The sequence below is a fragment of the Hyphomicrobium sp. genome (genome assembly GCF_041674905.1).
GTDB lineage: Bacteria > Pseudomonadota > Alphaproteobacteria > Rhizobiales > Hyphomicrobiaceae > Hyphomicrobium_B.
The window spans coordinates 1-26,655 of sequence record NZ_JBAYUV010000040.1; the positions used below are offsets into that span (position 1 = coordinate 1).

Sequence of the window (26,655 nt, forward strand, 5' to 3'; positions counted from 1 at the left end):
ACCTGCTTCATCCCCGCCCTCGCGCCGACGCAGGCACAGGGCTCCAATCTGCCGCACTTTTAGTCCGGCGCGGCCGAACAAATCAGCCGCTTCTGTGAGGGATTATTGCTCCGGCTTTTACAAGGGCCCTATGGGGAGGGCAAAAAATGAAGTTAAAGGAATTTACAGTTCGAGAATTTCGAAGCATCTGGGACTCCGACACGGTTAAGGTAGACGGCCAGACCACCTGCCTTGTCGGGAAAAACGAGGCCGGAAAGACAACGCTTCTCACCGCGCTTTATCGCACGAACCCCATCATCGCTGCCGATGCGAAATTCGATGAAACTTATGACTACCCTAAGCGCGAGGTTGAGGATTATCGCTTTGCCGTCGAGAACGGCGACCGTGACGAGGCCGTTGTCGTCGAATGCCTCTATGAGCTTGATGCGTACGACATCGAGGCCGTCACATCTGTCTTTGGACCGAAAGTGCTTAAGGGCAAGACTTTCAAGCGCGAAACATTATACGGCCAAGCCAAGAGCCGATTCGTCCTGTCATCCGACGATGCAGCCACTCGCAAGCATCTGGCCGCCAATCCAGCACTTCCCGATGAACTCAAGGGCACGCTCACCGAGGCAGCGGATTGGGATGCGTTCGCCGCCGCGCTAGACGCGGCTGAAGCCAGCGAAGCCGTCAAGGCGCTGAAAGCGCTTGTTGCCAAGGTTCGCGAAGATGGCCTTGCCTCATACATCTTCAATTCGCTGATCTGGCCGCGCGCGCCGAAATTTCTATACTTCGATGAATATTACCAGATGGAAGGGCAGGCAAACCTCAACGCGCTTATCAAACGCGAGGATGCCAAGACCCTTGTGGACTCGGACCATCCTTTGATTGGCCTGATCAATCTCGCACGGCTCGATCATCGCAAGCTTGTTCACACCAAAAATACAACTGAGTTAAAGAACAAGCTTGAAGGGGCCGGAAACCACCTAACCAACAGGATCGTCAAATACTGGTCTCAAAACCGGCATATCCAGATGCGCTTCGATGTGCGCGACGGTAAGCCTGAGGACCCGGAAGGGATGCGCGACGGCATCAACGTCTGGGGCGAGGTTTACGACACCGTGCATTGGGCGCACACGCCGCTGCGCACCCGTTCGCGCGGCTTCGTCTGGTTTTTCTCGTTCCTCGCGTGGTACGAGGATATCAAGCGTCAGAAGCAGAATGTCATCCTATTGCTCGACGAGCCTGGTCTTTCGCTGCACGGGCGCGCGCAGGCAGACCTTCTGCGATATTTTGAGGCGGAGCTATCAGCTCACCAACTAATCTACACGACCCATTCGCCCTTCATGATCGACCCCGCGAAATTTGAGCGGGTGCGGATTGTTCAGGATTTGGGGATCGACGCGAAGGAGCCGTTGCCTAAGGATCAGGACGGCACGAAGGTTCTGACCAACGTGTTCGATGCTACCGACGACAGCCTGTTCCCCTTGCAGGGCGCGCTCGGTTACGAGATTCAGCAAACGCTCTTCATCGGCCCCAATTCGCTCGTAGTCGAAGGCCCCGCCGACATGCTCTATCTGCGCGCCGTGTCAGCCGAGCTTGAGCGCGAAGGGCGCGAGGGTCTGTCCGAGAATTGGGTGATTACGCCTACGGGCGGTAGCGGCAAGGTTCCGGCATTCGTAGCCCTGCTCGCCCCACAAAAAGGCATGAATGTCGCCACTTTGCTTGATATCCAGAACAGCGACCGGGCACAGATCGAAGACCTCTACAAAAAGAAGCTGCTCAAGAAGAAACAGGTTGCCACTTACGGGGATTTTGCCGGAAAGGCGGAAGCAGACGTGGAGGATATGTTTGATCGCGATTTCTATGTGGACCTTGTGAACGCCGAGTTTGCAAAGGAGCTGAAAAAGCCGATTGGTGCAGCAGCGCTTAAAGCCAAGGAGCCACGCACATTGCGGGCAATTGAAGCTTACCTTGCTGACAATCCATTCAAGTCCGGCAAGTTCGGTCATTATCGACCTGCGCGGTATTTCGCGGAAAACGCGGCCACGCTATGGCCCAAGGTTTCAAACGCCACGAAGGATCGCTTCGAAACCGCGTTCAAGCACCTCAACGCGCAGTTGAAATAGCTAAGCACCGCGCCAGATGAGGCCGTGGGCATACGCGACACGCTCCACTTGGCCACCGATACAATTTCCGCCCAACTGCCTTCCCCCCGATTGCAAGCGCGGATGCGGGCATGGTGTTTCCATAAGAAATGGAGCCGCCACCATGACCGATCACCTCAGGCAATTCCTGCCCCACGTTGAACACTGCAACCTCTCTGAGGCAGAGAAACTCGAACTTCTGGCCGATCTCTGGTCGATAATGGAGAGCTTTGCCGACGAAGCATGGGGGCTCTGCCCGACCCAGCACTTTGCGAACGACAACGAACGATTGTCTGGCATCAAGCCGTTGAATAATATAAACTATCCTCATGCTGACAATGCGAATGAAGCGCTGCCCGGAAAGGAATCCGGGCCTGTGAAGCGCCAGCGCTAAAAGGAAACCCCGCCGAACGAAAGACACCGCTTGCCATGACCACATCCGCCCCCTCGAAAGCCATCATCTACTGCCGCGTATCAGACCCCAAGCAGGTGACGCGCGGATCGGGCCTTGGCTCGCAGGAGACACGCTGCCGCGACTACGCGCGCGCCAAGGGCTATGACGTGGTCGAAGTGTTTCGGGACGAGGGAACGTCCGGCAGCGTCATCGATCGATCCGGCATGATGACGATGCTCGCCTTCCTCAAAAAGCACCGCCGCACTGAAACGCACGTCGTCATCATCGACGACATCAGCCGCCTTGCGCGCGGGCTTGAAGCGCACATCCAGCTCCGCACCGCGATCAGCGCCGCTGGCGGAAAGCTGGAATCGCCGTCCATCGAGTTCGGCGAAGATTCCGACAGCATGCTGGTGGAGAATCTTCTCGCCTCCGTGTCCCAGCATCAGCGCCAGAAGAACGCCGAGCAGACCAAGAACCGGATGCAGGCGCGCGCCAGCAACGGCTATTGGGGTTTCGGGCCGCCCTTGGGATATCGCTACGCGCGTGTGGCGGGCCATAGCGGCAAGGTGCTGGTGCCTGATGAGCCGCTGGCCTCCATCATTCGCAAAGCGTTGGAGGACTACGCCGCCGGGCGGTTGCAGTCGCAGGCGGAAGTCCGGCGCTTTCTGATGAACGAACCGCTCTTCCCTCGGAACCGCAACGGCGAAGTCCATCCGCAGCGCGTGGTGCAAATTCTCACGCAGGTGCTTTATGCCGGATACATATCGATTCCCGAATGGAGCATCTACCGCCAGCCGGGCAAGCATGAGGCTTTGATCAGCTTCGAAACCTTCCTGAGGATTCAGGAGCGGTTGCAGGGCACGGCGCGGGCTCCGATTAGGGCCGATGTGAAGGAAGACTTTCCGCTGCGGGGCGTTGTCGCCTGCTCCTGCTGCGAGAAACCCATGACAGCCGCCTGGGCCAAGGGCAAATACAAGCAGTATGCCTACTATTACTGCTTCACCAAGGGCTGCCCGGAGTTCCGCAAGAATATCCGGAAGGAGCAAGTCGAGGGCGACTTCGATAGGCTGCTCGACGCGATGCGCCCGACGCAGGAACTACTGTTCGCCGCTCACGCGATGCTGAAGGCGCTGTGGGCCTTGAGAGAGGGCGAAGCGAAACAGCAGGCGGATGCCGCCCGGCGTGAGCTACAGAGCGTTGAGCGCAAAATTGAGCAGCTTGTGGGCCGCCTGGTCGAAGCCGACAGCGCGAACATCGTGCAAGCCTACGAAGACCAGCTCCACCGGCTTCAGGATCAGAAGAACCTGATGGGCGAGAAGATCGCGTCCGGGCGCGCTCCGATGAAGCCCTTCGAGGAAACTTTTCGAACTTCCTTCGGCTTCCTCTCAAACCCGCGTGTTTTGTGGGATTCCGGGCGCATCGAGCACCGCAGAAAGATGCTCCGACTCCTGTTTGGGGGGAGGGTCAAATACACGAAGAATGAGAGTTTTCGAACTCCCGGAACCACCAGTCTTTTCGGGGCTTTGCGGGAGATTACGAACGACGATTCAAGTTTGGCGCGCCCGGAAGGATTCGAACCTCCGACCCCCAGATTCGTAGTCTGGTGCTCTATCCAGCTGAGCTACGGGCGCATTTCGCTGCATCAAGGCCGATCGGCCCGATCCCGGCAAAAACCGGGCGGCGAAGCCCACCTCTGTAGTGGGTCGCGAACGAGAGCGCAAGGCCTCTCCGCGAGACAGAGATCGGGCAAATTCTCGCGCCCACACCGGCCCGCTAGCCGCCCTAACGAACGCCTAGCGCGTCAATCGACGGTCCGGTCCGGCAACTCGATGCGGAAGCGCGCGCCTTGGGCGCTATCGACGAGCGTCAACGTGCCGCCATGAGCCTGCACGAGCTCCGCCGCGATCACCAGCCCGAGGCCCGTTCCCCCCTTCTTCGTCGACCCCTGAAAAGCCTTGAACAGATTTTCGCGCGCCTTCTGCGGGACGCCGGAACCGTTGTCGGTCACGTCGACGATCACCTTGCGGCCCTCGCGCCGCGCGATAACGCGAATCTCGCCGTCGATTTTGCCCTCGACACTTTCAATCGCCTGCATCGCGTTGCGCACCAGATTGCTCAGTACACGAAACAAATGCTCATGGTCCGCATCGATCAGAAGTGACGCATCGACCTCGTCAACGAAGGCAATGGCGCCGTCGCGTGGCAGACCCTGGCTGTCGGCAACTTCTTCGACCAGCGGTTTCAACGGCATCAGCTCGCGGCGCGGCGCCGCTTCGGAGATGCCGCCGAACTTCAGCGACGAATTGCAGAAATGGATCGCGCGATCGAGTGATGCGATGAGTTTCGGGACGAACCGTTGCACTGTCGGATCCGGAATATCCACGAGGCGGTCCGAAATGAGCTGCGCATTGGCGAGCATGTTGCGCAGGTCGTGATTGATTTTGGAAACCGCGAGTCCGAGTTGCGCGAGCCTGTTTTTCTGCGCCAGCAATCCCGACAGCTGCCGTTGCATGCTCGCAAGCTCGCGCTCGGCGACGCCAATCTCGTCGAGGCGTCCCGTCTCCGGCATGATGCGGCGCGCATCCTCCGGATTTTCCGCGAAGTGCAGCATGTTTCTCGTAAGCCGCGTCAAGGGTTTTACGAACAGCCGGCTCAGAGCGAAATAAACGACGGCCGCCGTCAGCACCGATAGGATGATCGACAGCCAGAGAATATTGAACCCATAGCGCATCATTGCAGCGCGAAGCGGCGCTTCGGGTATGACGATTTCAATCAGATCCGTGTTGTCCGGCCCCGCGTGCCCGACGACGCGAATGGTCCGACCACCATTGCCGAACATGGTCGCGATCGCGTCTTTCATCTGCTCGAATTTGAGCCCGAGCCCTTCCCAGAACGAGCCGGGCTCCCGCTGCAGATAGTAAACGTAGTCGATCGTCAGATCGGCTTGCGGAGCGAGCACCAGACGCCGCTCGCCCTGCCGTCGCGAGGCGATCGCGCGCACTTCCGCAGTCCGAAGAAGATCGGCGCGCAATGCGGAGGGCACTTGCCCGCCAGGAAACGCATCGGACGCGAGCGCCGCAAGCTGCGCGGCGGTCAGGCGTTCCTGCAACCACGTCACGCGATAGTTCGCGATCGACGGCAGAAAGACCAACGCTTCGGCGGCGAGCACGAAAACCGCTGTCAGCGCAATCAGCTTCGAGGGCAGGCCGCGGCTCTCCCAAAACCGTTTCAAAGCGCGCCACGGACCTGCGGAAGCCGAGGCCAGTCCCGCCTCGTCGCTCCCGTGCTGTCCGTCACCGTTGGAAATCGCGCGCTGCACCGATTTGAGAACTGCCATTACCCGAGATGATTAGCCGAGCTTCGCCAGCAAAGCGATGACTTTGCGCACATAAGGGTTGCTGGGAGATGTTGCAAAGTAACGGAAAGCAGCGCGTTTGTTAATGTCCGACAAGGTCGGGTAAGGCGAATTCCATTGCGTCATGGCTTTGATTTTCAAGCCCTGCGAAATGGCGAGAGACCACATCTGGATCAGCTCGCCCGCCTCCGCCCCGACGATTCCGGCGCCAAGGATTTCGCCGTGTTTCGACGTCACGATCTTGATGTGGCCGTCCGTCTTGCACTCCGCTTGGGCCCGGTCGTTTTCATGATACGGCCAGCGCAGAACGCGAATTTTTCCGTATTTTGCGCGCGCCTCCGATTCCGACAGGCCGACATGAGCGAGTTCCGGCTCGGTAAAGACGACGCGCGGCGACGCCCGGCCCGCAGCTTTTGCCCGCAGCCGAAACAGCGTACGCCAAAGAACGACTTCCGCATGCTCCACAGCGGCATGAGAAGAGTGCGGCCCGCCGACCACGTCACCGATGGCATAGACGCGGCGATTACGTGTTCTGAGCCCGGCGTTCACTTTGATCCCATCGCTCGCAGGCTTGATGCCTGCGGCTTCAAGACCGAGAGCGGCGACGTTGGCCTTTCGCCCCGCAACGATCAGCAGGTCGCTGCCCTCTAATCGCTCCGCGCCGCGAGACGTCTCGAACTCGACGACAACCCGACCTTGCTCGCCGGAGACGCGCGTAACGCGCACCCCTTCGCAAATTGCAATGCCCTCACTGGAGAGTTTGGCCAGCAAAACGGCGGCAAGCTCGGGATCTTCCTCGCCCAGCGCTTGCGCCGCATCGAGAACGGTCACCTGCGATCCGAGACGGCGATAGGACTGGGCGAATTCAAGTCCGGTCGCGCCGGCGCCGATCACGATCAGATGCGGCAACGGGTTCGCATTCTCGAATATGGTTTCGTTGGTGAAATAAGGGACATCCTGAAGTCCCGGTATCGGCGGAATGACAGGCGAGGAACCGGTCGCAATGACGAACCTGCGCGCCGTGATGCGAAAATCACCCGCGACGACGGTCGACTTGTCGATGAATTTGCCGGCCGCCGCGATGACGCGAACGCCGAGCCCGGCGAAACGTTCGGGCGACGCGTTGGGCGAGGCATTTGCGATCGTCCGTTTGATGTGCTCGCGGAGCGCCGCGAAGTCGATCAGAGGCTCGACCCCACGAACCCCGAGTGGCGAGGCCGTGCGCATGGCGTTCGCCCGCTTCGCCGCCGCCAGCAACGCTTTCGACGGCACGCTTCCGTAATTCAGCGTGTCGCCGCCCATTTTATGCTTTTCAATGAGAACGACGCGCTGGCCGAAGGCGGCCGCTGCCGCCGCCAACGCAAGACCGCCCGATCCCGCACCGATGATGCAGAAATCCGTTTCGATGTTCTGGCTTTCGGCTCCGGCTTCGGGAGTATCCTTCGGCATCCGCATTTTCCAAATGTTGTAAATGAAAGTAGCGCAGCACGGCACGCACGCCGGGTTAACGCTAAAGGCGATCGCCGCAACAATCGAGAGCACGCCATGGGAAGTTGTGCGCGAAGCTGTGCGTGAACCTTCACTTCGCGCGTGCCGGCATCTTCGAAACAGCCGCTTCCGCGCGTTGACTTGCTCCCGTGCCCAACTTATAAGAGCCTGAATTCCGGAGAAATCGCGTCCCGTCCTGGCTTTTCGCTAGGCGATGCGGACTTTCTAAGCATCGGAAAAAGCAACATTATTCGCTTCGCACGTTCACGCGGCGGAAGCGAAACCTATTTGGACGGAGACTTCCGTGAAGCGCACGTATCAACCGAGCCGCATCGTTCGCAAGCGGCGTCACGGGTTCCGCAAGCGCATGCTGACGACCGGTGGACAAAGAGTTTTGGCTCGCCGCCGCGCAAAGGGCCGCAAGCGTCTCTCCGCCTAGTCTGAGCGCGCCCGCCTTTCCAACTGAGCACGCCTTCCGCGCTGGAACCAATCGCCAGCGTGTTTGCCCGCACGCGTAATCGCGGCTCACTTGGCTGCACAGTAAGCCCTGGCCGCCGAACCTTTACGCCGCGCCCCCGAGCATCGTGATATAACCCGGGTCACACGCGCATTTTGTCGCGGTTTCCGGCGAGCTTTGGACTCCCGTCAGCTCTGGAGGCTCGAATTCCGATCCTGCAAACCCTCAAATCGCGCCCGCAATTCCTCGCCGTTCGCGGCGGCCGGCGCTCCTCGACGCCCGCATTCCTGATCGAAGTGCGCGAGCGGCCGGCTGCGGACAACGGGGGCACGGCGCGCTTTGGCTTCACCATTACGAAAAAGATCGGCAATGCCGTCGTCCGCAACAGGATTCGCCGGAGGCTGAAGGCCGCGTTCGCAACATCCGCCGGCGACCATGCGCGCTCCTCCTGCGATTACGTCGTTATCGCCCGCCATGCCGCACTCGACCGGCCCTTCGCGGCACTGCTCGAAGACGTCGCACGCGCTTTCGCGGCATTGCATGACAATGCTAAGCGAGACCGTTCCAACGACGCCCGCCCCAGACCCGGGAAAACGGTCGTCAAGAAAGGTTCGACGTGACGGGGTGCCCCCTTCCGTTTATGAGCAGTTCGCAACATTCCTTCTACGGCTGAAACAGCCTCGCCCATGCCGGCGCTGACCCGAGGACTTGATGACTTCCCCGAAAGAACCCAAAGACCAAAACAACCTGATGTTCGCGGTCGCGCTGTCCATTCTCGTCCTCATGGGCTGGCAGTACTTCTTCGCGCGCCCGGAACTCCAGCAGGAGCACGCGCGCCAGGAGTTCAACAAAAAGATCGACGCGCAGAATAAGGAGGGAACGCCCGAGACGCCGCCGAACGTCGCGAGCACGCCCATCGCGCCGCCGTCGACCGATGCGCCGACCGGCGCACAACCGCCCGCCTCCGCCACCCTTTCGCGCGAAGCCGCGCTCCAAGGCTCGACGCGCCTTAAAATCGAAACGCCGTCCCTCGATGGCTCCATCGATCTGAAGGGCGGACGCCTCGACGACCTCGTCCTGACGAAGTATCGCGAGACGGTCGACCCCAACAGCGCGAAAGTCGTTCTGCTCTCGCCGTCGGGATCGCCCGAACCCTATTTCGCTGAATACGGCTGGGTTCCGCAAAGCGGTAGCGCAATCAAGGTTCCGGCCCGCGACTCTCTCTGGACAATTGAGAACGGCACGCGGCTGACACCGGAAACGCCGGTGACGCTGTTGTGGGACAACGGCGGCGGCCTCGTCTTCCACCGCACGGTCTCCGTCGACAACGACTACATGTTCAAGATCAAAGATGAGATCGAGAACAAGACGCAAGCCGAGGTGACACTTCTTCCTTACGCGCGCGTTCACCGCAGCGGCCACCCGCCGTCGCAGGCCTTCTACGTGCTGCACGAGGGACTCGTCGGCGTATCGGGAGATCATGGGCTTCAGGAATTCACGTTCGCCGACTCCTTGAAGAGCGGCGTCCCGACGACGTTCGACAACGTCACGGGCGGCTGGCTCGGCATCACCGATAAGTATTGGGCAACCGCACTCGTTCCCGATCAGAGCGAGCCCTATCGGGCCATGTACTCGGCTCTAAAAGCGCGCGATCCGGCCGGTAAAGACGCGTTCCAAACCGACTATCTGCGCGGCGCGCTGAGCGTCCCCGCAGGCATGCGCAAAGGCGTCGAAGGACACCTGTTCGCGGGCGCCAAGCAAGCGTCGTTGATTGACGGCTACGAAAACGCGCTCGGGATTCTGCGCTTCGACCGGATGATCGACTGGGGATGGTTTTACTTCATCACCCGCCCGCTGTTCCGATTGATGGAGTTCATCAACGGCATCGTGCACAACTTCGGCATCACCATCCTGGTCCTGACGGTGCTCGTGAAAGCCGCCTTCTATCCGCTCGCCAACAAACAATACGAGAGCATGGCGCGGATGAAGAAACTGCAGCCCGAGATGCAACGCATCAAGGAGCAGTACAAGGACGACACGCAGCGTCAGCAGAAAGAAATCTTCGAACTCTATCGCACGCAGAAAATCAATCCGCTTGCCGGGTGTTGGCCTATTCTGCTGCAAATCCCGGTCTTCTTCGCGCTCTATAAGGTCCTGTTCGTGACGATCGACATGCGGCACGCGCCGTTCTTCGGTTGGATCCACGACCTCTCGGCGCCCGACCCGACGTCGCTCTTCAACCTCTTTGGGCTCCTGCCGTTCGACGCGCCTGCGTTCCTCCACATCGGCGTCTGGCCGCTGATCATGGGCATCACGATGTGGATGCAAATGCAGCTCAACCCGCCGCAGCCCGACCCCATCCAGCAACAGGTCTTCCAGTGGATGCCGGTTGTGTTCACCTTCATGCTGGCAAGCTTCCCGGCCGGTCTCGTCATCTACTGGGCATGGAGCAATACGCTCTCGATCCTGCAGCAGCTTCGCATCAACAAGAAGAACGGCGCGGAGGTTCACCTCTTCGACAACATCAGGCGCACGTTCCGGCCAATCTTAAGGCTCTTCGGCGCCGGCAGCGGACCTGGAAAATAATGGATCGCATCAACGGACCGGAACGGTCGGCCGGATGAGCACCATGCCCGACGTGGACGAGCATTCTGAGGAAGACATCGAGGCGGGCCGCCTGCTGTTTACGCGCGCCTGGACGTTTTCGCGCGGCTCTCCCGGCCTCGACCATCTGCCACCCGACGACCGGCCTGAAATCGCTTTCGCTGGCCGCTCGAACGTCGGCAAGTCGAGCCTGATCAACACTCTCGTCGGCCAGCGTACCCTGGCGCGTGCCTCGAACACGCCGGGACGCACGCAGGAACTCAACTTCTTCACCGATCCGAACGCCGACCTCTATCTCGTCGACATGCCGGGCTATGGTTTCGCCGAAGCGCCGAAAGACAAGGTCGCCGCCTGGAATAAAACCCTGCGCAGCTTCCTGGCCGGTCGGCGAACGCTGCTCCGCGTCTTCGTACTTGTCGATGCGCGCCACGGCCTGAAGCCGGTCGATGACGAGATCATGGGACTGCTCGACGGCGCCGCCGTCTCCTATCAAGTGCTGCTGACGAAAGCCGACAAGATCAGCCGCACCGATCTCGAACGCGTCACCGCGAACACGACGAAATCGCTGGCAAAACATCCGGCCGCCTATCCGCGCGTCATCGCGACGTCCTCGGAAACGGGCATGGGCTTTGAGGATTTGCGCGCCGTCGTGGCGAAGCTCATCGCCGCGCACGGCGGATAACGCGGCGATCCACCGTCACTCTCGCCAGATCTAATGGATAAACTTTTCGAGTAGGGCCTTTGCGGTCGTCAGACCGGATTCGCCGAACGTCGAAAGCGCACCGCCGACGATCGCAGCGATGGTCCAGCCGAACAACCGCGCGAACGCGCGCTTGAGATTCCGGCGAACCTTGACCTCGATAACCTGGTCGGGAAGCGCAGTCTCGGCCGCGACGCCGTCAGCGCCGATCGTCCGCGCTGAGACAACGATCTGCAATTGCGACCAGCCCCGCGACTGCGGCGTGATGAGAAACCGCCAGCTCGCGAAATCTTCCGCGCCATAGCCGAGATTATTCTCGATCCATTGCGTTTCCGGCGACGCCGTCTCGATGAAAAAACCACCGTCCGGCGCACGCACGCGCACGGCCATGGCTTTCGTCACCGTGATCTGGTGCTGCCAAGCGGCTCCGCCCCCATCGAGATTTTCCGCCAGCGATTTGATCGACGCCTTCGCAATTCGGACTTCGACGCGTTCCGTTTTTCCAACACGCATGGCGCGCGGAATATTTTCCGCAAGCTGGCCGGCTTCCGCTTTCGCGTGTTTGCCGCGCTTGCGACCCGCGCTTTTGTCCTTCGACGGATTGGGAGGCGCAACCGAAGGTGCACCGGCGGGCAGCTGCTCTCCGCGTGCCTCTGCTCGGAGGCCTGAATCGGTGTGCAACGGTCCGGACGGCGCGCCCGCTGACGGGGCCGGCAGGATGGGCCCTGGGAAAGAAGGCACCCGCATCCCCGGTGATCCCGGAGCGATTGGCTCAGGGATTGGCGGCGGCGGTCCACCCATGGGACGCGGTCGCGGAAGATCGCCCGGAAATCCCTGTCCCGGCGGTGGTTGGGCAGGATGAGGCGCACGTACCGGCGGCGCAGGCACATAAGGCTGCCCCGCAAGCGTGCCCCGGACCGATGGCTGGACGACGGTCCGTTCGGGAATGCCCAACGAAGGTTCGAAGGGCGGCGGCGAAACCTCGCGGTCTTGCCTTCCGCCGCCGGGCACGCCTTGCCCGGCAGGGTCCGCATCGCGGCCGCGCTGAGATTGCGATCCGAATTGCGGGCTCGGCCTAGCCGCCTGTGCCGGGGCGGCACGTTGCGGAGCAGCGGGAGTAGCGTCGGAGGGTAGCGGCTCGAAACGCCGGACTGGAGTTGCCGCCGGAGTTGGTGTCGGCTCGGGAGCCGTGGGTGGCGCAGCAGACCCCACGGATGCTTGCGATTGAGATTGCGGTTCAGGCCCGGCCGCGTCCGGTTCGGAATGCGCCGGATTACCCGCGCTCGCCGCAGGCGGAGCAGGCATCGGTGGCGGCGGCGGCGCCGGTTGCGGCATGTCCTTCATGAGATCGCGCAACGACGGCGTCGATCGCGACTGTACACGTTCCCGGGCGCGCGCCAGAACATCGTCGGCGACCGGCGGCTGAGCGGCAGGAGCCCGGGGCGGCGCCGGAGCAAGTGCGGCTTGCAGAGCCCGAATCGCGCTGTCGAATGTCAGCCCATGCGCCTGCAGGATGTCCGCGGCCAGACTGCGCCCATCGCCGACGATCGCGGCAAGCACGATGGCGCCGTTAATGTCCCGGCGTCGGCTGCCCCGCGCCGCCGCAGCGGCCGCTTCGAGGATGCGCCGCACGTCAGGCGCGACGCCGAGGCTGGTCGGCGCCTGGTCCGGATCGACGCCAGGCTGAGAGAACTGCCCCACCACGTCCGACTTGAGTGCCGCAATATTAACGTTGCTCGCGTCGAGCACCGCAATGGCGTCCGAATCGTCGCAGAGCGCCGCCAGCAGGTGCTCGAGCGCGACATCGGGCGCGCCAGCGCCAGCCGCAAACTCGGCCCCGCGCGACAGCGTCGCGCCAAGATCCGGCGACATTGGAATTTGAGCGAGGTCAGCGGCGGTTACGCCCACGATATCTCCAGGCCAGCGGTAAAAAACAGCGTCTAAACAAGCTCACACGGCAACGCTACAGCATTGGCGCGACGGTTGGCAGACCGGAATGTTTTTCGTCCCCAACCCGTGTCCGCGGTGCGTCAGGACCGCCCCAAGCCCCTCTCGATGCGGGAATTCCGTTGAGGCTGCGGGCCGCCGCGCTATAAGACCGCGACGACAGCGCCCGAAGCACCTGAAGCGCGCGTATCCCACTGTCCGATGGCATTTTGGGGAATCCCGTGACGTCAACGAAGAACCCTCGCGAGAAAAGCGCCGGTATCGCGGAAGACCGGCCGAGCGCCCATCTGCAGGCCCGTATTCTGGCCGAGGCCATCCCGCATCTCATTCGCTACGACGAGCAAACCGTCGTCGTGAAGTTCGGCGGCCACGCCATGGGCGACGAGCAGCTTTCGAACGCCTTCGCACAGGACATCGTCTACCTGAAGCAGTCCGGCATCAATCCGATCGTCGTTCACGGCGGCGGCCCGCAGATCGCCAGCATGCTGAAAAAGCTCGAGATCAAATCCGATTTCGTCAACGGGCTTCGCGTCACCGACAAGCCGACGGTCGAAGTTGTCGAGATGGTGCTCGCCGGCAAGATCAATAAGGAAATCGTCTCGGCGATCAACCGTCAGGGCGGCAAGGCTGTCGGCATCTCGGGCAAAGACGCCAACCTGATGATCGCCAAGAAAATCACCGAAATGGCCGATCCGCAGTCCAACCTGATGAAGGCTGTCGACATCGGGTTCGTCGGTGACCCGCTCGAAGTCAATCCGCACATCGTCGAGGTCATTTCCAAGTCGGACCTGATCCCGGTGATCGCACCGGTCGGCATCAGTCGCGACGGCGAAACGCTGAATATCAACGCCGATACGTTTGCTTCCGCGCTTGCGGCGCGCATGCAGGCCAAGCGTCTGCTGCTGCTGACCGATGTCGCGGGCGTTCTCGACGGCGACAAAAACCTCGTTCCCGAGCTGACGACCGATGACGCGCGCGCGATGATCAAGAGCGGCGCGATCTCCGGCGGCATGATCCCGAAGATCGAAGGCTGCATCGAAGTCGTCGAGGCCGGCGTCGAGGGCGTCGTCATCATCGACGGGCGCGTGCCGCACTGCGTCCTGCTTGAACTCTTCACCGAGCACGGCGTCGGCACGCTGGTTCGCCGCGCCGATCGCAAGAAGAGTAAAGGCTGATGGGGGCGACCGCCTCAATCTCCGGCACGGCGGCAACTGCCGCGACCGCGACGCGGCGCGGGTTTGGCCACGTCCATACGTGGATCTTCGATCTCGACAACACGCTTTATCCGGCGTCCTGCAATCTCTTCGCGCAGGTCGACCGGCGCATGAGCGAATACATCGCCAAGGCGATCGGCGTTCCGCGCGAGCACGCCCGGCATTTGCAGAAAGCCTATTATCGTCAGTTCGGAACCACCCTCGCGGGCTTGATGCAAGTGCACAAGCTGCAACCGGGCCCGTTCCTCGATTACGTTCATGACATTGACGTATCGGTCGTGCCCGAGCTGCCCGAGCTTGCCGCGGCGATTGCCGCGCTCCCCGGACGCCGCCTCATCTTTACGAACGGTTCCCGCCGCCACGCCGAAAACGTCGCGAGCCGCCTCGGCGTGCTGCATCTGTTCGAGGACATTTGCGACATCGCCGCGCTTGAATACGTGCCGAAACCCGAGCGCGCCGCCTTCGACCAGATGTTGAAGTTGCATGGCGTCGCTCCGGCGCAGTCCGCGATGTTCGAGGACATGCCGCACAATCTCGAAGTCGCCTCCGACATCGGCATGACGACCGTGCTCGTCCATTCCGATTACATCGACCATCCGGCGCAACTGAAAATCCGCGACTGGCGCGAGCTTCCTGGTCACATCCATTATCTGACGCGCGACCTGACCGGATTTCTCAGGGCCAATGTCACCCGCCAGGATCTGCTATCGGCCCGGCCATAAACGACCTATAGGCATATTAGGCAGAAATTTCTGCATCGGCTGACTCTCACGCGCGAAGATCATCGACCGAATGAGATCCACCGACGATATAAGCGCAATGCTGCGACGGGTGGCCGAACAGGATCGCGCCGCGTTCACGGAGCTCTACCGGGCAACCGGCCCGAAACTATACGGCATCATCCTCCGTATCTTGCGGCGTCGGGACATAGCGGACGAGGTGCTGCAAGAGGTTTACGTGAAAATCTGGCAGCGGGCAGGAGACTTCAGGCCGGAGAAAGCTTCGCCGATATCTTGGATGGCGGCCATTGCCCGAAACCGGGCGCTTGACGAGGTCAGGCGAAAGCTGCCTGCTTCGATTGAAGATCATCCTGAGGTCAAGGATATCGCATCGGAGGCAGAAACTGGCCTCGCGACTGCACTGCGCAATGAGGACGGAAGGCGGCTCTCCGACTGCCTCGCAGGGCTTGAGCCGAACCGCCGCCAAATGGTGGTGCTGGCTTACTGTGACGGGTTGAGCCGCGACGAGCTTGCCGCGAAATTTGCTCAACCGGTAAACACGATAAAGACTTGGCTTCGACGGTCTCTGGCGCAGTTGAAGGGCTGTCTTGGTTCATGACCGAAGATGACGACATTGACGCTCTCGCTGCGGAGTACGTTCTCGGCACGCTCGATGTCGCTGAACGGACCTCCGTTTCGGCTCGTCGCATTCGGGAGCGTGCGCTCGACGCCGCCATCGTCGAATGGGAACGCAGGCTCGCTCCATTATCGGAGCTTGTGGCCAACGTTGCCCCGCCCGCGACGGCCTTCGCTGAGATCGAAAATCGCATCGATCAACAGACGAATGGCGCCGCCGGAAGCTCAACCATCGTCACGCTGCGCCGTCAGCTGAAGGTGTGGCGAGCAACCGCCATAGCAGTTTCCGCCATTGCAGCCGGGCTCGCCGTCATCGTCGGCACCATGGAACTCCAACCGAAAGTGAAGCAGCCGAATCTCGTCGCCGTATTGCAGAAGGATGCGGCATCCCCAGCGTTTCTCGTCACCGTCAATATCGAAGATCGCGTCATGACGGTGAAGCCGGTCGCGGCCGAGCCCATTCCCGGAAAAAGCTACGAGCTTTGGCTGGTTCAAGACAGCCTCAGTGGGCCGAAATCCCTCGGCGTCATCGACGAACCGCAGACGGTGTCGCGTCCTACCCTCGCAGCCTTTAAGCGGGACGTGATCGAAAGCGCGACATTCGCCGTCAGTCTTGAGCCGGAAGGCGGCTCCACGACCGGCGCCCCGACCGGTCCCGTCGTTTTTGCAGGCAAGCTCATTCCAACGGGCCGCTAAAGCGCCAGCGCATCGCGAGAAAAATTCGCCGCGCTTCTGAAACTCTCTCCGATGTCGCTCGTACCTTCGCTCGCGTCTCCGAAGAGGACGTGAACCAACCGGAGGAACTCACATGTCAATGCTCAACCGGGCCCCAATAGTCGGGGCTATCGTTTTTGCTCTTTCGCTATCGTCGGGTTTAATCGCCAATTCATTCGCGACCGAAAAGACCGTCGAGGTCGGGGGTGCCGCGATGTATCCGTCGAAGAACATCATCGAGAATGCGGTCAACTCGAAAGATCACACGACGCTCGTTGCGGCGATCAAGGCCGCGGGCCTAGTCGATACCCTCGAGGCAAAAGGCCCATTCACTGTGTTCGCGCCAACCAACGCGGCCTTTGAGAAACTGCCCAGCGGAACCGTAGCAAATCTGCTCAAGCCAGAGAACAAAAAGCAGCTCACGAACGTGCTGACCTATCACGTCGTGGCCGGCAACTATTCGGCGGCAAAACTGGCCAAGGAAGCCAATGCCAACGGCGGCAAGCTTCACCTGAAGACCGTCGAGGGCGAGCGCATCACCATTCAAAGCGACAAGATGGGCGGCTGGTGGGTCCTAGACGAAAAAGGCGACAAGGCAAAAATTTCAATCGCCGACGTGAACCAGTCGAACGGCGTCATCCACGTGATCGACGGCGTGCTCTTGCCGAACTGAGGCGGTTCTCAAGGCCACATGGATTCCTGCAGCCGCGATATTGATCGTCCCCCCGGCACGCGGCTGCGGGATAGCGGGGACCGGTCGGAAGAAGGGCACCGCGCGCTTTTTTCGACCGGTGCGCGATGCGAAAGTGCCAGTCGCTCAGCCGCGTCCGATGTATGGCATAGCCGTCGCCATCACGTTCATGAACTGCACGTTGGCGTCGAGCGGCAGATTGGCGATATAAAGCACCGCGTCGGCAACGTGCGAGACATCAATGCGCGGTTCGATCCGAACGCTTCCATCAGCCTGCGGAACACCGACAGCCATCTTCGCCGTAAAGTCGGTCGCCGCGTTGCCGATGTCGATTTGCGAGCACGCGATGTTGTCGGCGCGCCCATCGAGCGAGATGCTTTTCGTCAGTCCCGTCAGCGCATGCTTGGTTGCCGTATAGGGCGCCGAAAACGGGCGCGGCGCCTGCGCCGAGATCGAACCGTTGTTGATGATCCGCCCGCCTTTCGGCGATTGCGTCTTCATGATGCGAAGGGCTTCGCGCGCACAAAGAAACGGCCCCGTGAGGTTGACGCCGACCACACGCTGCCACTCGTCGAGCGTTAGCGCATCGAGCGGGACGCCCTTGGCGTACGTTCCCGCATTATTGAACAGCACATCGAGCCGGCCAAAGCGCGCGCGCGTCTGCTCGAACACTGCTTTGACCGCCGCTTCGTCGGTCACGTCGGCCGGAGCCACGAGAAAGCCGCCGCCTCCGGAGCTGGCCTGCACCTCCGTCTTCTTAAGCTCCGCCTCGCGCCGCCCGACAAGCACCACGTCATAGCCCGCGCCCTGGAGCTTCAAGGCGACAGCGCGTCCAATTCCGGAGCCTGCGCCCGTGATCAGCGCGACGCGCGGTAGTCCCGTCATGGCTTCATTCCTTGCAATCTCACCACAACGATTGGGATAACGCGGAACATTGGCGCGCGCCAGTTTCTGCAGCAACGCCGCCATGCTATGCCGAACCGCTTCACGAGGGGAGGTTCGCGAACGTGGGGAACGCGGAAGAAATTCAGGCGAGGTTCTGCACGAATTGCGGAACCGCTCTCGTCGGGCCGTTCTGCGGCGACTGCGGAACGCAGGCAACCGTAGCCACCAAGACGAATACCGACGGCTGGGGCGCACTCACCAGCGAATTCATGAAAGGCCCGAAGAGCGCCGGAATGCACGCCGTTGCATTATCGTTTCTGGCGCATCCGGTTCGAACCATCCTGCGCCTGACCGACGATCCGACGTATCGCTCCCACTGGAGCTTCCTGACGGCCTGCGTCGGCGCTCAGCTGACGCTGGTTTATGTCATTCTTCCGCGCGTTTATTCAGCGATCTTCAATACCGCGAACGGTGCCGACAGCTCGGCGGTCATCACGAACGAGATCGTGCAATACGTCGGCATGGCGATCATGACGCCGATTCAATTTTACATCTGCCGCGCAGTCGGATCGATACCCCGATCGCCGATGTCCTATGTCAAGCTCTGCGTGCTGAGCGTCAGCTATTGCACGCTGCTTGGGATCGTAACAGCCCTCACCTATTTTGCGATTGTGCTCGCCGACGCGAAGGCCGGTTCGGTTCTCGATCTCGGCGAAGTCTGGCAGGCGCTATCCGTGGCGACGATGGCGGCCGTCCTGGTGTTCGTGACGCTCACGCACCGGCGCTTCTGGGGTCTGTCGTGGCTGCGCGCGATCGCCGTGACGCTCGCCATCGCCGCCATGTCGTGGGGAGTCGTTTATCCCGGGCTGACGGCGCTGCTTGAAAAGGCGAATATCGGAAAAACGATTTCGAGTCTGACGGGTTGAACCGTCTACCGCGTCGGAACGGGCTTCTCGCCACGATAGTCGTAGAAGCCGCGCTTCGTCTTGCGGCCAAGCCATCCCGCTTCGACATATTTCACCAGCAGCGGGCAGGGCCGATACTTCGAATCCGAAAGTCCTTCGTAAAGCACCTGCATGACGCTGAGGCAGGTATCGAGCCCGATGAAGTCAGCAAGCTCCAGCGGTCCCATCGGATGATGCGCGCCGAGCCGCATCGCTTTGTCGATCGCTTCCACCGTGCCGACGCCCTCATAAAGCGTATAGACAGCCTCGTTGATCATCGGCAGCAGAATGCGATTGACGATGAAGGCCGGAAAATCCTCCGCGACGGCGGTCTTTTTGCCGAGACTTTCGACAAAGGCCTTCGCCGTCGAGAACGTCTCGTCCTCGGTCGCGATGCCGCGAATGAGTTCGACAAGCTCCATCAGCGGCACCGGATTCATGAAGTGCATGCCGATGAAGTCTTCCGGCCGGTCGGTCGTCGCCGCCAGGCGCGTGATCGAAATCGACGATGTGTTGGACGCGAGCATCGCTGTCGGCTTGAGATGCGGACAGAGCGCCGCGAAGATCTTGTGCTTCAGGGCTTCGTCTTCGGTCGCCGCTTCGATGACGAGATCGCAATCTCCGAACGCCTCGAAGTTTGGAGCGAAACTGATGCGCTCCAGCGCTTTATCGCGATCGCTCTCCTGGATTGCGCCCTTGGCGATCTGTCGTGCGAGGTTCTTGCCGACGGCCTCGAGACTCTTGTCGAACGCCTCTTTCTTGAGGTCGTTGATCGCCACGTTGTAACCCGACAGCGCCACGACATGGGCGATGCCGCTGCCCATCTGACCGGCGCCGATGATCCCGACCTTGCTGATGACGCGCGCGGGCCGAACACCGGCTTTGGTCTTTTCCATCAGCTTTTGGGTCTGCACCATAGACGGATGTCCTCTAGAGGTCTGAGGCGCTGCGCTTAACGACCGGCTTTCTGCAGCTCCGCATCGAGTTCCGGCAGAGCCTGAAAGAGATCGGCGACCAAGCCGTAATCCGCAACCTGGAAAATAGGCGCTTCAGGATCCTTGTTGATCGCGACGATCACCTTCGAATCTTTCATGCCCGCGAGATGCTGGATCGCGCCGGAAATGCCGACAGCAACGTAAAGATCCGGGGCAACAACCTTGCCTGTCTGCCCGACCTGCCAGTCGTTCGGAACGAAACCCGCATCGACGGCCGCGCGCGAGGCGCCCATCGCAGCTCCGAGCCGATCCGCGACGGGCTCGATATATTTGGTGAAGTTTTCGCCGTTTGCCATACCGCGGCCGCCCGAAATGATGATCCGCGCCGACGTGAGTTCCGGCCGGTCCGACTTCGTGAGTTCTGCGTTCTCGAACGTCGAGACGCCGACCGCGCCAGGCACCGCGACGGTTTCGATGGCCGCCGAGCCGCCCTCGCCGACAGCCTGGAAGGCTGCGGTGCGAACCGTGATGACTTTCGTCTTCTCGGATGACTGTACCGTTTGAATAGCGTTGCCGGCGTAGATCGGCCGCTCAAACGTATCGGGCGAAACGACTTTGATGATGTCGGAAACCTGCATCACGTCGAGCTTGGCGGCAACGCGCGGCAAAATGTTTTTGCCATAAGCCGTCGCCGGCGCGACGATTGCCGAATAATTTTCGGCGAGCGACACGATGAGCGCCGTAACTTCCTCGGCGAGGCCGTTCGCGAGCTGCGGCGCATCCGCGAGCAAAACCTTGGAAACGCCGTCCAGCTTTGCAGCCGACTCGGCCGCGGCCTTGACGTCCGATCCCGCGACGAGAACATGAACGTCGCCGCCGAGTTGTTTGGCTGCGGCAAGGCCTTTCGCCGTAGCAGGGGCCAGCGCGCCGTTTGCGACTTCGGCAAGAAGAAGTGTCGACATCACAGAATCCCCGCTTCGGTTTTGAGCTTCTGAACAAGCTCGGCAACGCTGCCGACCTTGACGCCGGCTTTGCGCGTCGGGGGTTCAGTGGTCTTCAGGACTTTCAGGCGCGGGCTGATATCGACGCCGAGATCTTCCGGCTTCTTGACGTCGAGCGGCTTCTTCTTGGCCTTCATGATATTGGGTAGCGAAGGATAGCGCGGCTCGTTCAAGCGCAAATCGGTTGTCACGACGGCGGGAAGCTTGAGCTTGATCGTCTCGAGGCCGCCGTCGACTTCGCGCGTGACGATGACGCTTCCCGCTTCCGTCACGACCTTCGACGCGAACGTGCCCTGCGGCCAATCGAGGAGGCTCGCGAGCATCTGGCCCGTCTGGTTGCTGTCGTCGTCGATGGCCTGCTTGCCGAGAATAACAAGATCGGGCGTCTCGGCATCGACGACGGCTTTCAAAAGTTTGGCGACCGCCAGCGGCTCGACGTTCGTTCCGTCCGGAGTTTCGATGAGAATGGCGCGATCGGCGCCGATCGCGAGGGCCGTCCGGAGCGTTTCTTGCGCCTTGGCCGGGCCGATGGAAACGACGACGACTTCCTTCGCCCCGCTTTTCTCTTTCAATCGCACGGCTTCTTCGACGGCGATTTCGTCAAACGGGTTCATCGACATCTTGACGTTCGACAAGTCGATTCCAGAACCATCCGGTTTAACGCGAATTTTGACGTTGTAGTCGACGACGCGCTTGACCGGCACAACGATTTTCATGCCACCCGCCAGCTCACTGGCGCTCCCAATATTGTTGTTACCGGCGCTTGGACCGCCGCCGGCTTTTGCGGCGCACACGCCGCGAACAGATGTTCAGATTGCTGAACTTTACCGGCCGGTGAGGACTAAAGCCCGACGGCACCGCTAGTTCTCGCAACTGCGAAGACCGAAAACTAGGGGTGGCCTGTGCTCAAGTCAATCGCCGCCTCGTCGCGGTGCACACCCTACGAATTCCAGGGTAAATTAGTGCCCGGGGAAGCGCGGCTCGCCCCTCACCGGTTCTTACCCGGCACCCACAGAATATCGCTCTTGCCCCGGTCATTGACGTAGCGGCCGGCGACGAACAGAAAATCGGAAAGCCGGTTGATGTACTTGAGGACAGGAGCGCTGACCGGCTCTCCCGGAATAGCCGCCAGTTCGACGATCATGCGCTCGGCACGGCGCGAGACGGTTCGTGCCACGTGCAACGCCGCCGCCGTCGCACTGCCGCCCGGCAGAATGAAGGACCGGAGCGGCGACAGCGACCCGTTCATCAGGTCGATCTCGTCCTCGAGCCGCTTGACCTGCGCGTCCGCGACCCGCAGCGGCTCATACGGAAGCTTTTCGCCGCGATCCGGCACGCACAGATCGGCGCCGAGATCAAAAAGGTCGTTCTGAACGCGCAGCAGCATCGTATCGACGTCCGGATCCGCGCCCGCCAAGTGAACGCGCGCCACTCCGATGTGGGAATTCGTTTCATCGACGGTGCCATAGGCCGCGATACGCGGCGATGTTTTCGGCACGCGTTCGCCCGAGCCGAGCGCGGTCGTCCCGGCATCTCCGGTTTTCGTGTAAATCTTGTTGAGGACGACCATCGATCAAAGGCTCCTGGCATGGATATTCGGGACGAGAAAGCGGCTTGCCCGCCGCTGAGAGCCGCTTCGGCCTTTAGCGGGACACAAATGCATAGGCAAGAATGATAAGAATGGCCAGAAACTGCAGCCCAATGCGCCAACGCATCAGTTTTTGGCTGAGGTTGGAGTTATTGCCCTTCATCAACGTCCAAAGGCCGTAGAGCAGCACGGCGAGGACAGCGATCGTGGCGACAGTTGTGGCATGGTACAGAAACGTTTGCATCCGGCCTATCCGCTTACAGAATTCGGGATTGGCTTAAGCCTATGGGCAGGCGGCGGCAATCGCCAAGTCCAGGAGGAAACGACGCGGCGCGCGCCGTTCGCCAATGAATTAGCCCCTGAAAAGGCGCGCATTACGCATTTGAAATTTGCTCTTGGCGGCAAAAGCCTTAATCCTTGCTACGCATCATATTTCGCTCCGGCCCCGAGGCGGACATTTCCTCACTCCCCGGCCCCACGCGCTTTTCGACTTGAGGCCCAGTGACAAACCAATTGTCGGCATGTCGGAACACTTGGCGGCGCCCTAGCGTCGGCCCAAGCCTCGGCATTCTTGCAGCTGCGGCGCTTTCGATCGCAATCGCGTCTCCCCTCTTGGCCGAGGGCACCCTTCCTAAGGATGCCGACACGGCGCGTAAGGTTCTCGACCAGAAGCGCCAGCAGCTCAACGACAACGCCGCCAAAGAGCTGACGATCCGTTCCGACGTTGCCGAACTCGATGCGGAACGCGAACGGCTGAACTCGCGGCTGATCGAGACGGCGCATCTGATCCAGCGCGGCGAAGCCAAGATGACGACCATCGAAGGCCGCCTGTCGGAGCTTGCGGAGCAGGAGAAGATGGTTCGCGGCTCGCTCGAGCAGCGTCACGGCCAGATCGCGTCGCTGTTGGCGGCTCTGCAGCGCATCGGACGCAATCCGCCGCCGGTCTTGGTCACCCGTCGCGAGGACGCGCTCAAGATGGTGCGCAGCGCCATGCTGCTGTCGTCCGCCTTTCCGGAATTGAAGGATCAGGCTGTCAGCCTTTCTGCGAGGCTCGGCGATCTGCAGCGTGTGATGGCCAGCATCCGCACCGAAGGCGCCAAGCTCCGCGCCGAAACGGATCGTCTCAACGAAACCCGCACACGGCTTGCGAGCTTGATGGAAGCCAAGAAGCTGTCGCTCGCCGACCGTCAGACCGAGTTGGCGGAAGTGCGCGTTGCGACGGGCGAAATCACGAAAAACGTCGGTAACCTGACGGACCTCATCACGCGCCTTGATCAGACGGTGACTGAAAAGACCGGGCTCGGTGCTTACAACAACCAGCTGAAAGCTGAGCAGCGCACGACGGTATCCCTAGCGCCGGCACCGCCGCCCGCTGGACCACAAATCATCACGCCCCCACCGGAAGCTCCGGACACGGCAACGGCATCGGCGGATGCGACGGTGACACCTCCTTCTGCCGCCGCGCCTGTCGCTGCGGCATCGGGAGCCGCCGCAGAGGCCGTCGCGCCTCCGGCCAAGGTCGCCATATTGACGCCACCTCCTGCACCCAAGCAGGCGATGGTCGAGCTGGCGCCATCGGGCACGTCGCTCATTCCTGGCAATGCCGGGCGCATCAAACCCGCGATCCCTTTCGCGACGGCGCAAGGAAAGCTGCCGCTCCCGGCGCAAGGCCGCCGTGCCCTGTCGTTCGGCGATCGGACGCAATACGGCGGTCAGTCGAAAGGCACCGTCATCGAGACGCGCAACGCCGCGCAAATTACGTCACCCTGTGACGGATGGGTTGTTTACGCAGGTGAATTTCGCAGTTACGGGCAACTCTTGATCATCAATGCAGGCGGCGGCTATCATGTTCTGCTCGCCGGCCTGTCGCAAATCGACGTCCGGTCCGGCCAGTTCGTATTGGCAGCAGAGCCTGTCGGTACAATGAGTGGTGGTCAAAAGACTACGCCGTCCTCGGCGCAAATAAGCGGACCCGTTTTATACGTTGAATTTCGTAAGGACGGGCGTCCCATCGACCCCGGTCCCTGGTGGGCATCAGGTCAGCAGAAGGTACAAGGCTAATGCGCAAGACTGATTATGCTTTCTGGACATTCCTGCTGATGACAGGCTTGGCCGGGGCGACGACACTTCTCAATGTCACGCAGACATACTCCGCGACGTCATCGCAAAATTCCGAGCTCTATAAGCAGCTCGATCTTTTCGGCGACGTGCTCGAACGCGTCCGCTCCGACTACGTCGAGAAGCCTGACGATACACAGCTCATTGAATCGGCGATCAACGGCATGTTGTCGTCGCTCGATCCGCATTCCTCCTACATGAGCCCGAAAAACTTCCGCGACATGCAGGTGCAGACGCGCGGTGAGTTCGGCGGTCTCGGCATTGAAGTCACGATGGAGAACGGCGTCATCAAGGTCGTCTCTCCGATCGACGACACACCAGCGGCGAAAGCCGGTCTGATGGCGAACGACCTGATCACGCATCTCGACAACGAAGCCATTTCGGGCCTGACGCTCGAGCAGGCGGTCGAGAAAATGCGCGGCCCGGTCAACACGCCGATCATGTTGACCGTCGTCCGCAAGGGCAAGGACGATCCGTTCGACGTGAAGGTCGTGCGCGACGTCATCCGCATCAATCCGGTGAAATCGCGCGCCGAAGGCGACATCGGCTACGTCAAGGTTTCAACCTTCAACGAGCAGACCCACGCCAACCTCGTCAAGGCCGTGGAAACCCTCGACAAGCAGATCGGCCCGAACATCAAGGGATGGGTCATCGACCTGCGCAACAATCCCGGCGGCCTTCTCGATCAGGCCATCGCCGTCTCCGACGATTTCCTGGAGCAGGGCGCGATCGTTCTGACCAAGGGTCGCAACAACGAGGAAACGCAGCGCGCCAACGCCCGTCCGGGTGATATTTCGGACGGCAAGAAGATCGTCGTGCTGATCAACGGCGGCTCGGCTTCGGCATCCGAAATCGTCGCTGGCGCGCTGCAGGATCAGAAGCGCGCGACGATCATCGGTACGCGCTCGTTCGGGAAGGGCTCGGTGCAGACGATCATTCCGCTCGGCGCCAACGGCGCGATCCGGCTGACGACAGCGCGCTATTACACGCCGTCGAACCGCTCGATCCAGGCCAAGGGCATCGAACCGGATATCGTCATCGACGAGGCTGTTCCGGACGACTTGAAGGATAAGCTCGGCGCCGACAAACCGCGTGGCGAGGCGAGCCTGCGCGGCCATTTGAAAAACCCCGACGGCAGCGCCAAAGACAGCAAGGATGAAGAATCCGGCTCGTCGTCCTACGTTGCCAAGGACGCCGACAAGGATACGCAGCTTCAGTACGCGCTGAGCTTCCTGCACGGCACCGCCAAGGGTCCGGAAGCCGCCAATAACGCGTCACCGTCTTCGGCGACGCCGACGCCTCCGGCGTCGAACAACAGCGGCACCACAACGCCGACGCCGCCTGACGACAAGAAGACGACGCCCAATTGATTTAGCGTCGCTGAACATTCAAGCTTTGAAGGGCGCCCTCGCGGCGCCCTTTGTTTATGCCCAAAGCCTGCGATCCCGAGTATAGGATGCTGCGCTGACGATCCTGAGGATGCCCTGAGCAATGACCGACACTCCGAAACCGCTGATCGACCCCGAAAGCCTGCCGTATCGCCCATGCGTTGGGCAGATGGTGATCAACTGGAACGGACACGTCTGGATCGGACGCCGCGCCGGCTCGAAAAACGACTCGGAGGGCACAGGCACATGGTGGCAGATGCCGCAGGGCGGCATCGATCCGGGCGAAGACCCCGCCGCCGCGGCTCGGCGCGAACTTTTCGAAGAAACGGCCATCCGCTCGGTGGACGTGATCGCCGAGCTTCCCCGCTGGCTGACCTACGATCTTCCGCCCGATCTGATCGGCAAGGCCTGGGGCGGGCGTTATCGCGGACAGAAGCAACGCTGGTTCGCCTATCGCTTTCTCGGCGATGACAGCGAAATCAACATCACGCCGCCACCCGGCCACGATGCCGAATTCATCGAATGGCGCTGGAGCCCGATTATTGAACTGATTGATCTGATTGTGCCTTTTAAGCGCGAGGTCTATCACGACGTGCTCGCCGCGTTCGCGCCGCTGGCAAAGCCGCAGGCCCGCTAGAAGCTCCTCCCACACATTCGAACAGACCCGCCCAACATTTGCCCGGGTGAGACGGCGCGCGCGACCCTATGCATTGTCTTCATTGTCCCAAATGTGACAGCGTAATGT

General features: G+C 61.1%; 24 protein-coding genes, 1 tRNA gene and 1 pseudogene. 16 read left to right on the plus strand and 10 right to left on the minus strand.

What is annotated here, in order from left to right:
• Positions 1-146 precede the first annotated feature (146 nt).
• The 3 genes and pseudogenes from WC026_RS14310 to WC026_RS14320 all read left to right on the plus strand — a co-directional run.
• On the plus strand, positions 147-2,111 hold the full coding sequence (locus tag WC026_RS14310) for an AAA family ATPase (RefSeq protein WP_372711685.1): 1,965 nt from the start codon (positions 147-149) through the stop codon (positions 2,109-2,111).
• Positions 2,112-2,253: 142 nt separating this feature from the next.
• Complete coding sequence (locus WC026_RS14315; protein ID WP_372711686.1) at positions 2,254-2,523, plus strand: hypothetical protein; 270 nt, start codon at positions 2,254-2,256, stop codon at positions 2,521-2,523.
• Positions 2,524-2,558: 35 nt separating this feature from the next.
• Positions 2,559-3,569: pseudogene (locus WC026_RS14320) on the plus strand (recombinase family protein); the annotation flags it as partial.
• A 511-nt stretch (positions 3,570-4,080) separates the two neighbouring features.
• On the opposite strand, the gene WC026_RS14325 reads toward WC026_RS14320, so the two are convergent.
• From WC026_RS14325 to WC026_RS14335, 3 genes are all read right to left on the minus strand, one after another.
• A tRNA-Arg gene (locus WC026_RS14325) sits at positions 4,081-4,157 on the minus strand.
• A gap of 170 nt (positions 4,158-4,327) precedes the next feature.
• Positions 4,328-5,863 (minus strand): sensor histidine kinase, encoded by a 1,536-nt coding sequence (locus tag WC026_RS14330; RefSeq protein WP_372711687.1) that lies wholly within the window; start codon positions 5,861-5,863, stop codon positions 4,328-4,330.
• A 12-nt stretch (positions 5,864-5,875) separates the two neighbouring features.
• Positions 5,876-7,330 carry an NAD(P)/FAD-dependent oxidoreductase gene (locus WC026_RS14335; protein ID WP_372711688.1) on the minus strand — a complete coding sequence of 485 codons (1,455 nt, stop codon included), beginning with the start codon at positions 7,328-7,330 and terminating at the stop codon, positions 5,876-5,878.
• 343 nt (positions 7,331-7,673) lie between these two features.
• On the opposite strand from WC026_RS14335, the gene rpmH reads away from it, so the two are divergent.
• From rpmH to yihA, 4 genes are all read left to right on the plus strand, one after another.
• Positions 7,674-7,808: a 50S ribosomal protein L34 gene (gene rpmH / locus WC026_RS14340; protein ID WP_372711689.1), complete on the plus strand. Its 135-nt coding sequence runs from the start codon at positions 7,674-7,676 to the stop codon at positions 7,806-7,808.
• 173 nt (positions 7,809-7,981) lie between these two features.
• The gene (rnpA, locus tag WC026_RS14345; RefSeq protein ID WP_372711690.1) at positions 7,982-8,446 is read left to right on the plus strand and encodes a ribonuclease P protein component; all 465 of its coding nucleotides are present in this window, start codon (positions 7,982-7,984) and stop codon (positions 8,444-8,446) included.
• Positions 8,447-8,537: 91 nt separating this feature from the next.
• Positions 8,538-10,412, plus strand: a complete 1,875-nt coding sequence (gene yidC / locus WC026_RS14350; protein WP_372711691.1) for a membrane protein insertase YidC — start codon at positions 8,538-8,540, stop codon at positions 10,410-10,412.
• Positions 10,413-10,446: 34 nt separating this feature from the next.
• The gene (yihA, locus tag WC026_RS14355) at positions 10,447-11,112 is read left to right on the plus strand and encodes a ribosome biogenesis GTP-binding protein YihA/YsxC (protein ID WP_372711692.1); all 666 of its coding nucleotides are present in this window, start codon (positions 10,447-10,449) and stop codon (positions 11,110-11,112) included.
• A gap of 30 nt (positions 11,113-11,142) precedes the next feature.
• Here the strand turns inward: yihA and WC026_RS14360 are convergent, their stop codons facing one another.
• A complete protein-coding gene (locus tag WC026_RS14360; RefSeq protein ID WP_372711693.1) occupies positions 11,143-13,038 on the minus strand; it encodes a Clp protease N-terminal domain-containing protein in 1,896 nt (631 codons plus the stop codon).
• Positions 13,039-13,298: 260 nt separating this feature from the next.
• Between WC026_RS14360 and argB the strand changes: the two genes are divergently transcribed.
• From argB to WC026_RS14385, 5 genes are all read left to right on the plus strand, one after another.
• On the plus strand, positions 13,299-14,252 hold the full coding sequence (gene argB, locus WC026_RS14365; RefSeq protein ID WP_372711694.1) for an acetylglutamate kinase: 954 nt from the start codon (positions 13,299-13,301) through the stop codon (positions 14,250-14,252).
• Positions 14,252-15,013: a pyrimidine 5'-nucleotidase gene (locus WC026_RS14370; protein WP_372711695.1), complete on the plus strand. Its 762-nt coding sequence runs from the start codon at positions 14,252-14,254 to the stop codon at positions 15,011-15,013. The genes argB and WC026_RS14370 overlap by 1 nt, the downstream gene beginning before the upstream one ends.
• A 70-nt stretch (positions 15,014-15,083) precedes the next feature.
• Positions 15,084-15,629 (plus strand): sigma-70 family RNA polymerase sigma factor, encoded by a 546-nt coding sequence (locus WC026_RS14375; RefSeq protein WP_372711696.1) that lies wholly within the window; start codon positions 15,084-15,086, stop codon positions 15,627-15,629.
• Positions 15,626-16,342 carry an anti-sigma factor domain-containing protein gene (locus WC026_RS14380; RefSeq protein WP_372711697.1) on the plus strand — a complete coding sequence of 239 codons (717 nt, stop codon included), beginning with the start codon at positions 15,626-15,628 and terminating at the stop codon, positions 16,340-16,342. The genes WC026_RS14375 and WC026_RS14380 overlap by 4 nt, the downstream gene beginning before the upstream one ends.
• Before the next feature lie 118 nt (positions 16,343-16,460).
• Positions 16,461-17,033: a fasciclin domain-containing protein gene (locus WC026_RS14385; RefSeq protein WP_372711719.1), complete on the plus strand. Its 573-nt coding sequence runs from the start codon at positions 16,461-16,463 to the stop codon at positions 17,031-17,033.
• A 144-nt stretch (positions 17,034-17,177) separates the two neighbouring features.
• Here the strand turns inward: WC026_RS14385 and WC026_RS14390 are convergent, their stop codons facing one another.
• Complete coding sequence (locus WC026_RS14390) at positions 17,178-17,936, minus strand: SDR family oxidoreductase (protein ID WP_372711698.1); 759 nt, start codon at positions 17,934-17,936, stop codon at positions 17,178-17,180.
• Positions 17,937-18,058: 122 nt separating this feature from the next.
• Between WC026_RS14390 and WC026_RS14395 the strand changes: the two genes are divergently transcribed.
• Positions 18,059-18,862, plus strand: coding sequence for a hypothetical protein (locus tag WC026_RS14395; RefSeq protein ID WP_372711699.1), 804 nt, complete (start codon positions 18,059-18,061; stop codon positions 18,860-18,862).
• Positions 18,863-18,867: 5 nt separating this feature from the next.
• Here WC026_RS14395 and WC026_RS14400 read toward each other — a convergent pair whose 3' ends face one another.
• From WC026_RS14400 to WC026_RS14420, 5 genes are all read right to left on the minus strand, one after another.
• Entirely contained in the window at positions 18,868-19,797 is a 930-nt protein-coding gene (locus WC026_RS14400) for a 3-hydroxybutyryl-CoA dehydrogenase (protein ID WP_372711700.1), read from the minus strand.
• Positions 19,798-19,832: 35 nt separating this feature from the next.
• A complete protein-coding gene (locus tag WC026_RS14405; protein WP_372711701.1) occupies positions 19,833-20,777 on the minus strand; it encodes an electron transfer flavoprotein subunit alpha/FixB family protein in 945 nt (314 codons plus the stop codon).
• Positions 20,777-21,532: an electron transfer flavoprotein subunit beta/FixA family protein gene (locus WC026_RS14410; RefSeq protein ID WP_372711702.1), complete on the minus strand. Its 756-nt coding sequence runs from the start codon at positions 21,530-21,532 to the stop codon at positions 20,777-20,779. Before WC026_RS14410 ends, WC026_RS14405 begins: the two co-directional genes overlap by 1 nt.
• 272 nt (positions 21,533-21,804) lie before the next feature.
• Positions 21,805-22,386, minus strand: coding sequence for a cob(I)yrinic acid a,c-diamide adenosyltransferase (locus WC026_RS14415; RefSeq protein ID WP_372711703.1), 582 nt, complete (start codon positions 22,384-22,386; stop codon positions 21,805-21,807).
• 73 nt (positions 22,387-22,459) lie between these two features.
• Positions 22,460-22,648, minus strand: coding sequence for a twin transmembrane helix small protein (locus WC026_RS14420; RefSeq protein ID WP_372711704.1), 189 nt, complete (start codon positions 22,646-22,648; stop codon positions 22,460-22,462).
• Positions 22,649-23,016: 368 nt separating this feature from the next.
• Here WC026_RS14420 and WC026_RS14425 point away from each other — a divergent pair, with 368 nt between their 5' ends.
• From WC026_RS14425 to WC026_RS14435, 3 genes are all read left to right on the plus strand, one after another.
• Complete coding sequence (locus WC026_RS14425) at positions 23,017-24,465, plus strand: murein hydrolase activator EnvC (RefSeq protein WP_372711705.1); 1,449 nt, start codon at positions 23,017-23,019, stop codon at positions 24,463-24,465.
• Positions 24,465-25,892: a S41 family peptidase gene (locus WC026_RS14430; RefSeq protein WP_372711706.1), complete on the plus strand. Its 1,428-nt coding sequence runs from the start codon at positions 24,465-24,467 to the stop codon at positions 25,890-25,892. Before WC026_RS14425 ends, WC026_RS14430 begins: the two co-directional genes overlap by 1 nt.
• 121 nt (positions 25,893-26,013) lie before the next feature.
• A complete protein-coding gene (locus WC026_RS14435) occupies positions 26,014-26,547 on the plus strand; it encodes an RNA pyrophosphohydrolase (RefSeq protein ID WP_372711707.1) in 534 nt (177 codons plus the stop codon).
• Positions 26,548-26,655 lie beyond the last annotated feature (108 nt).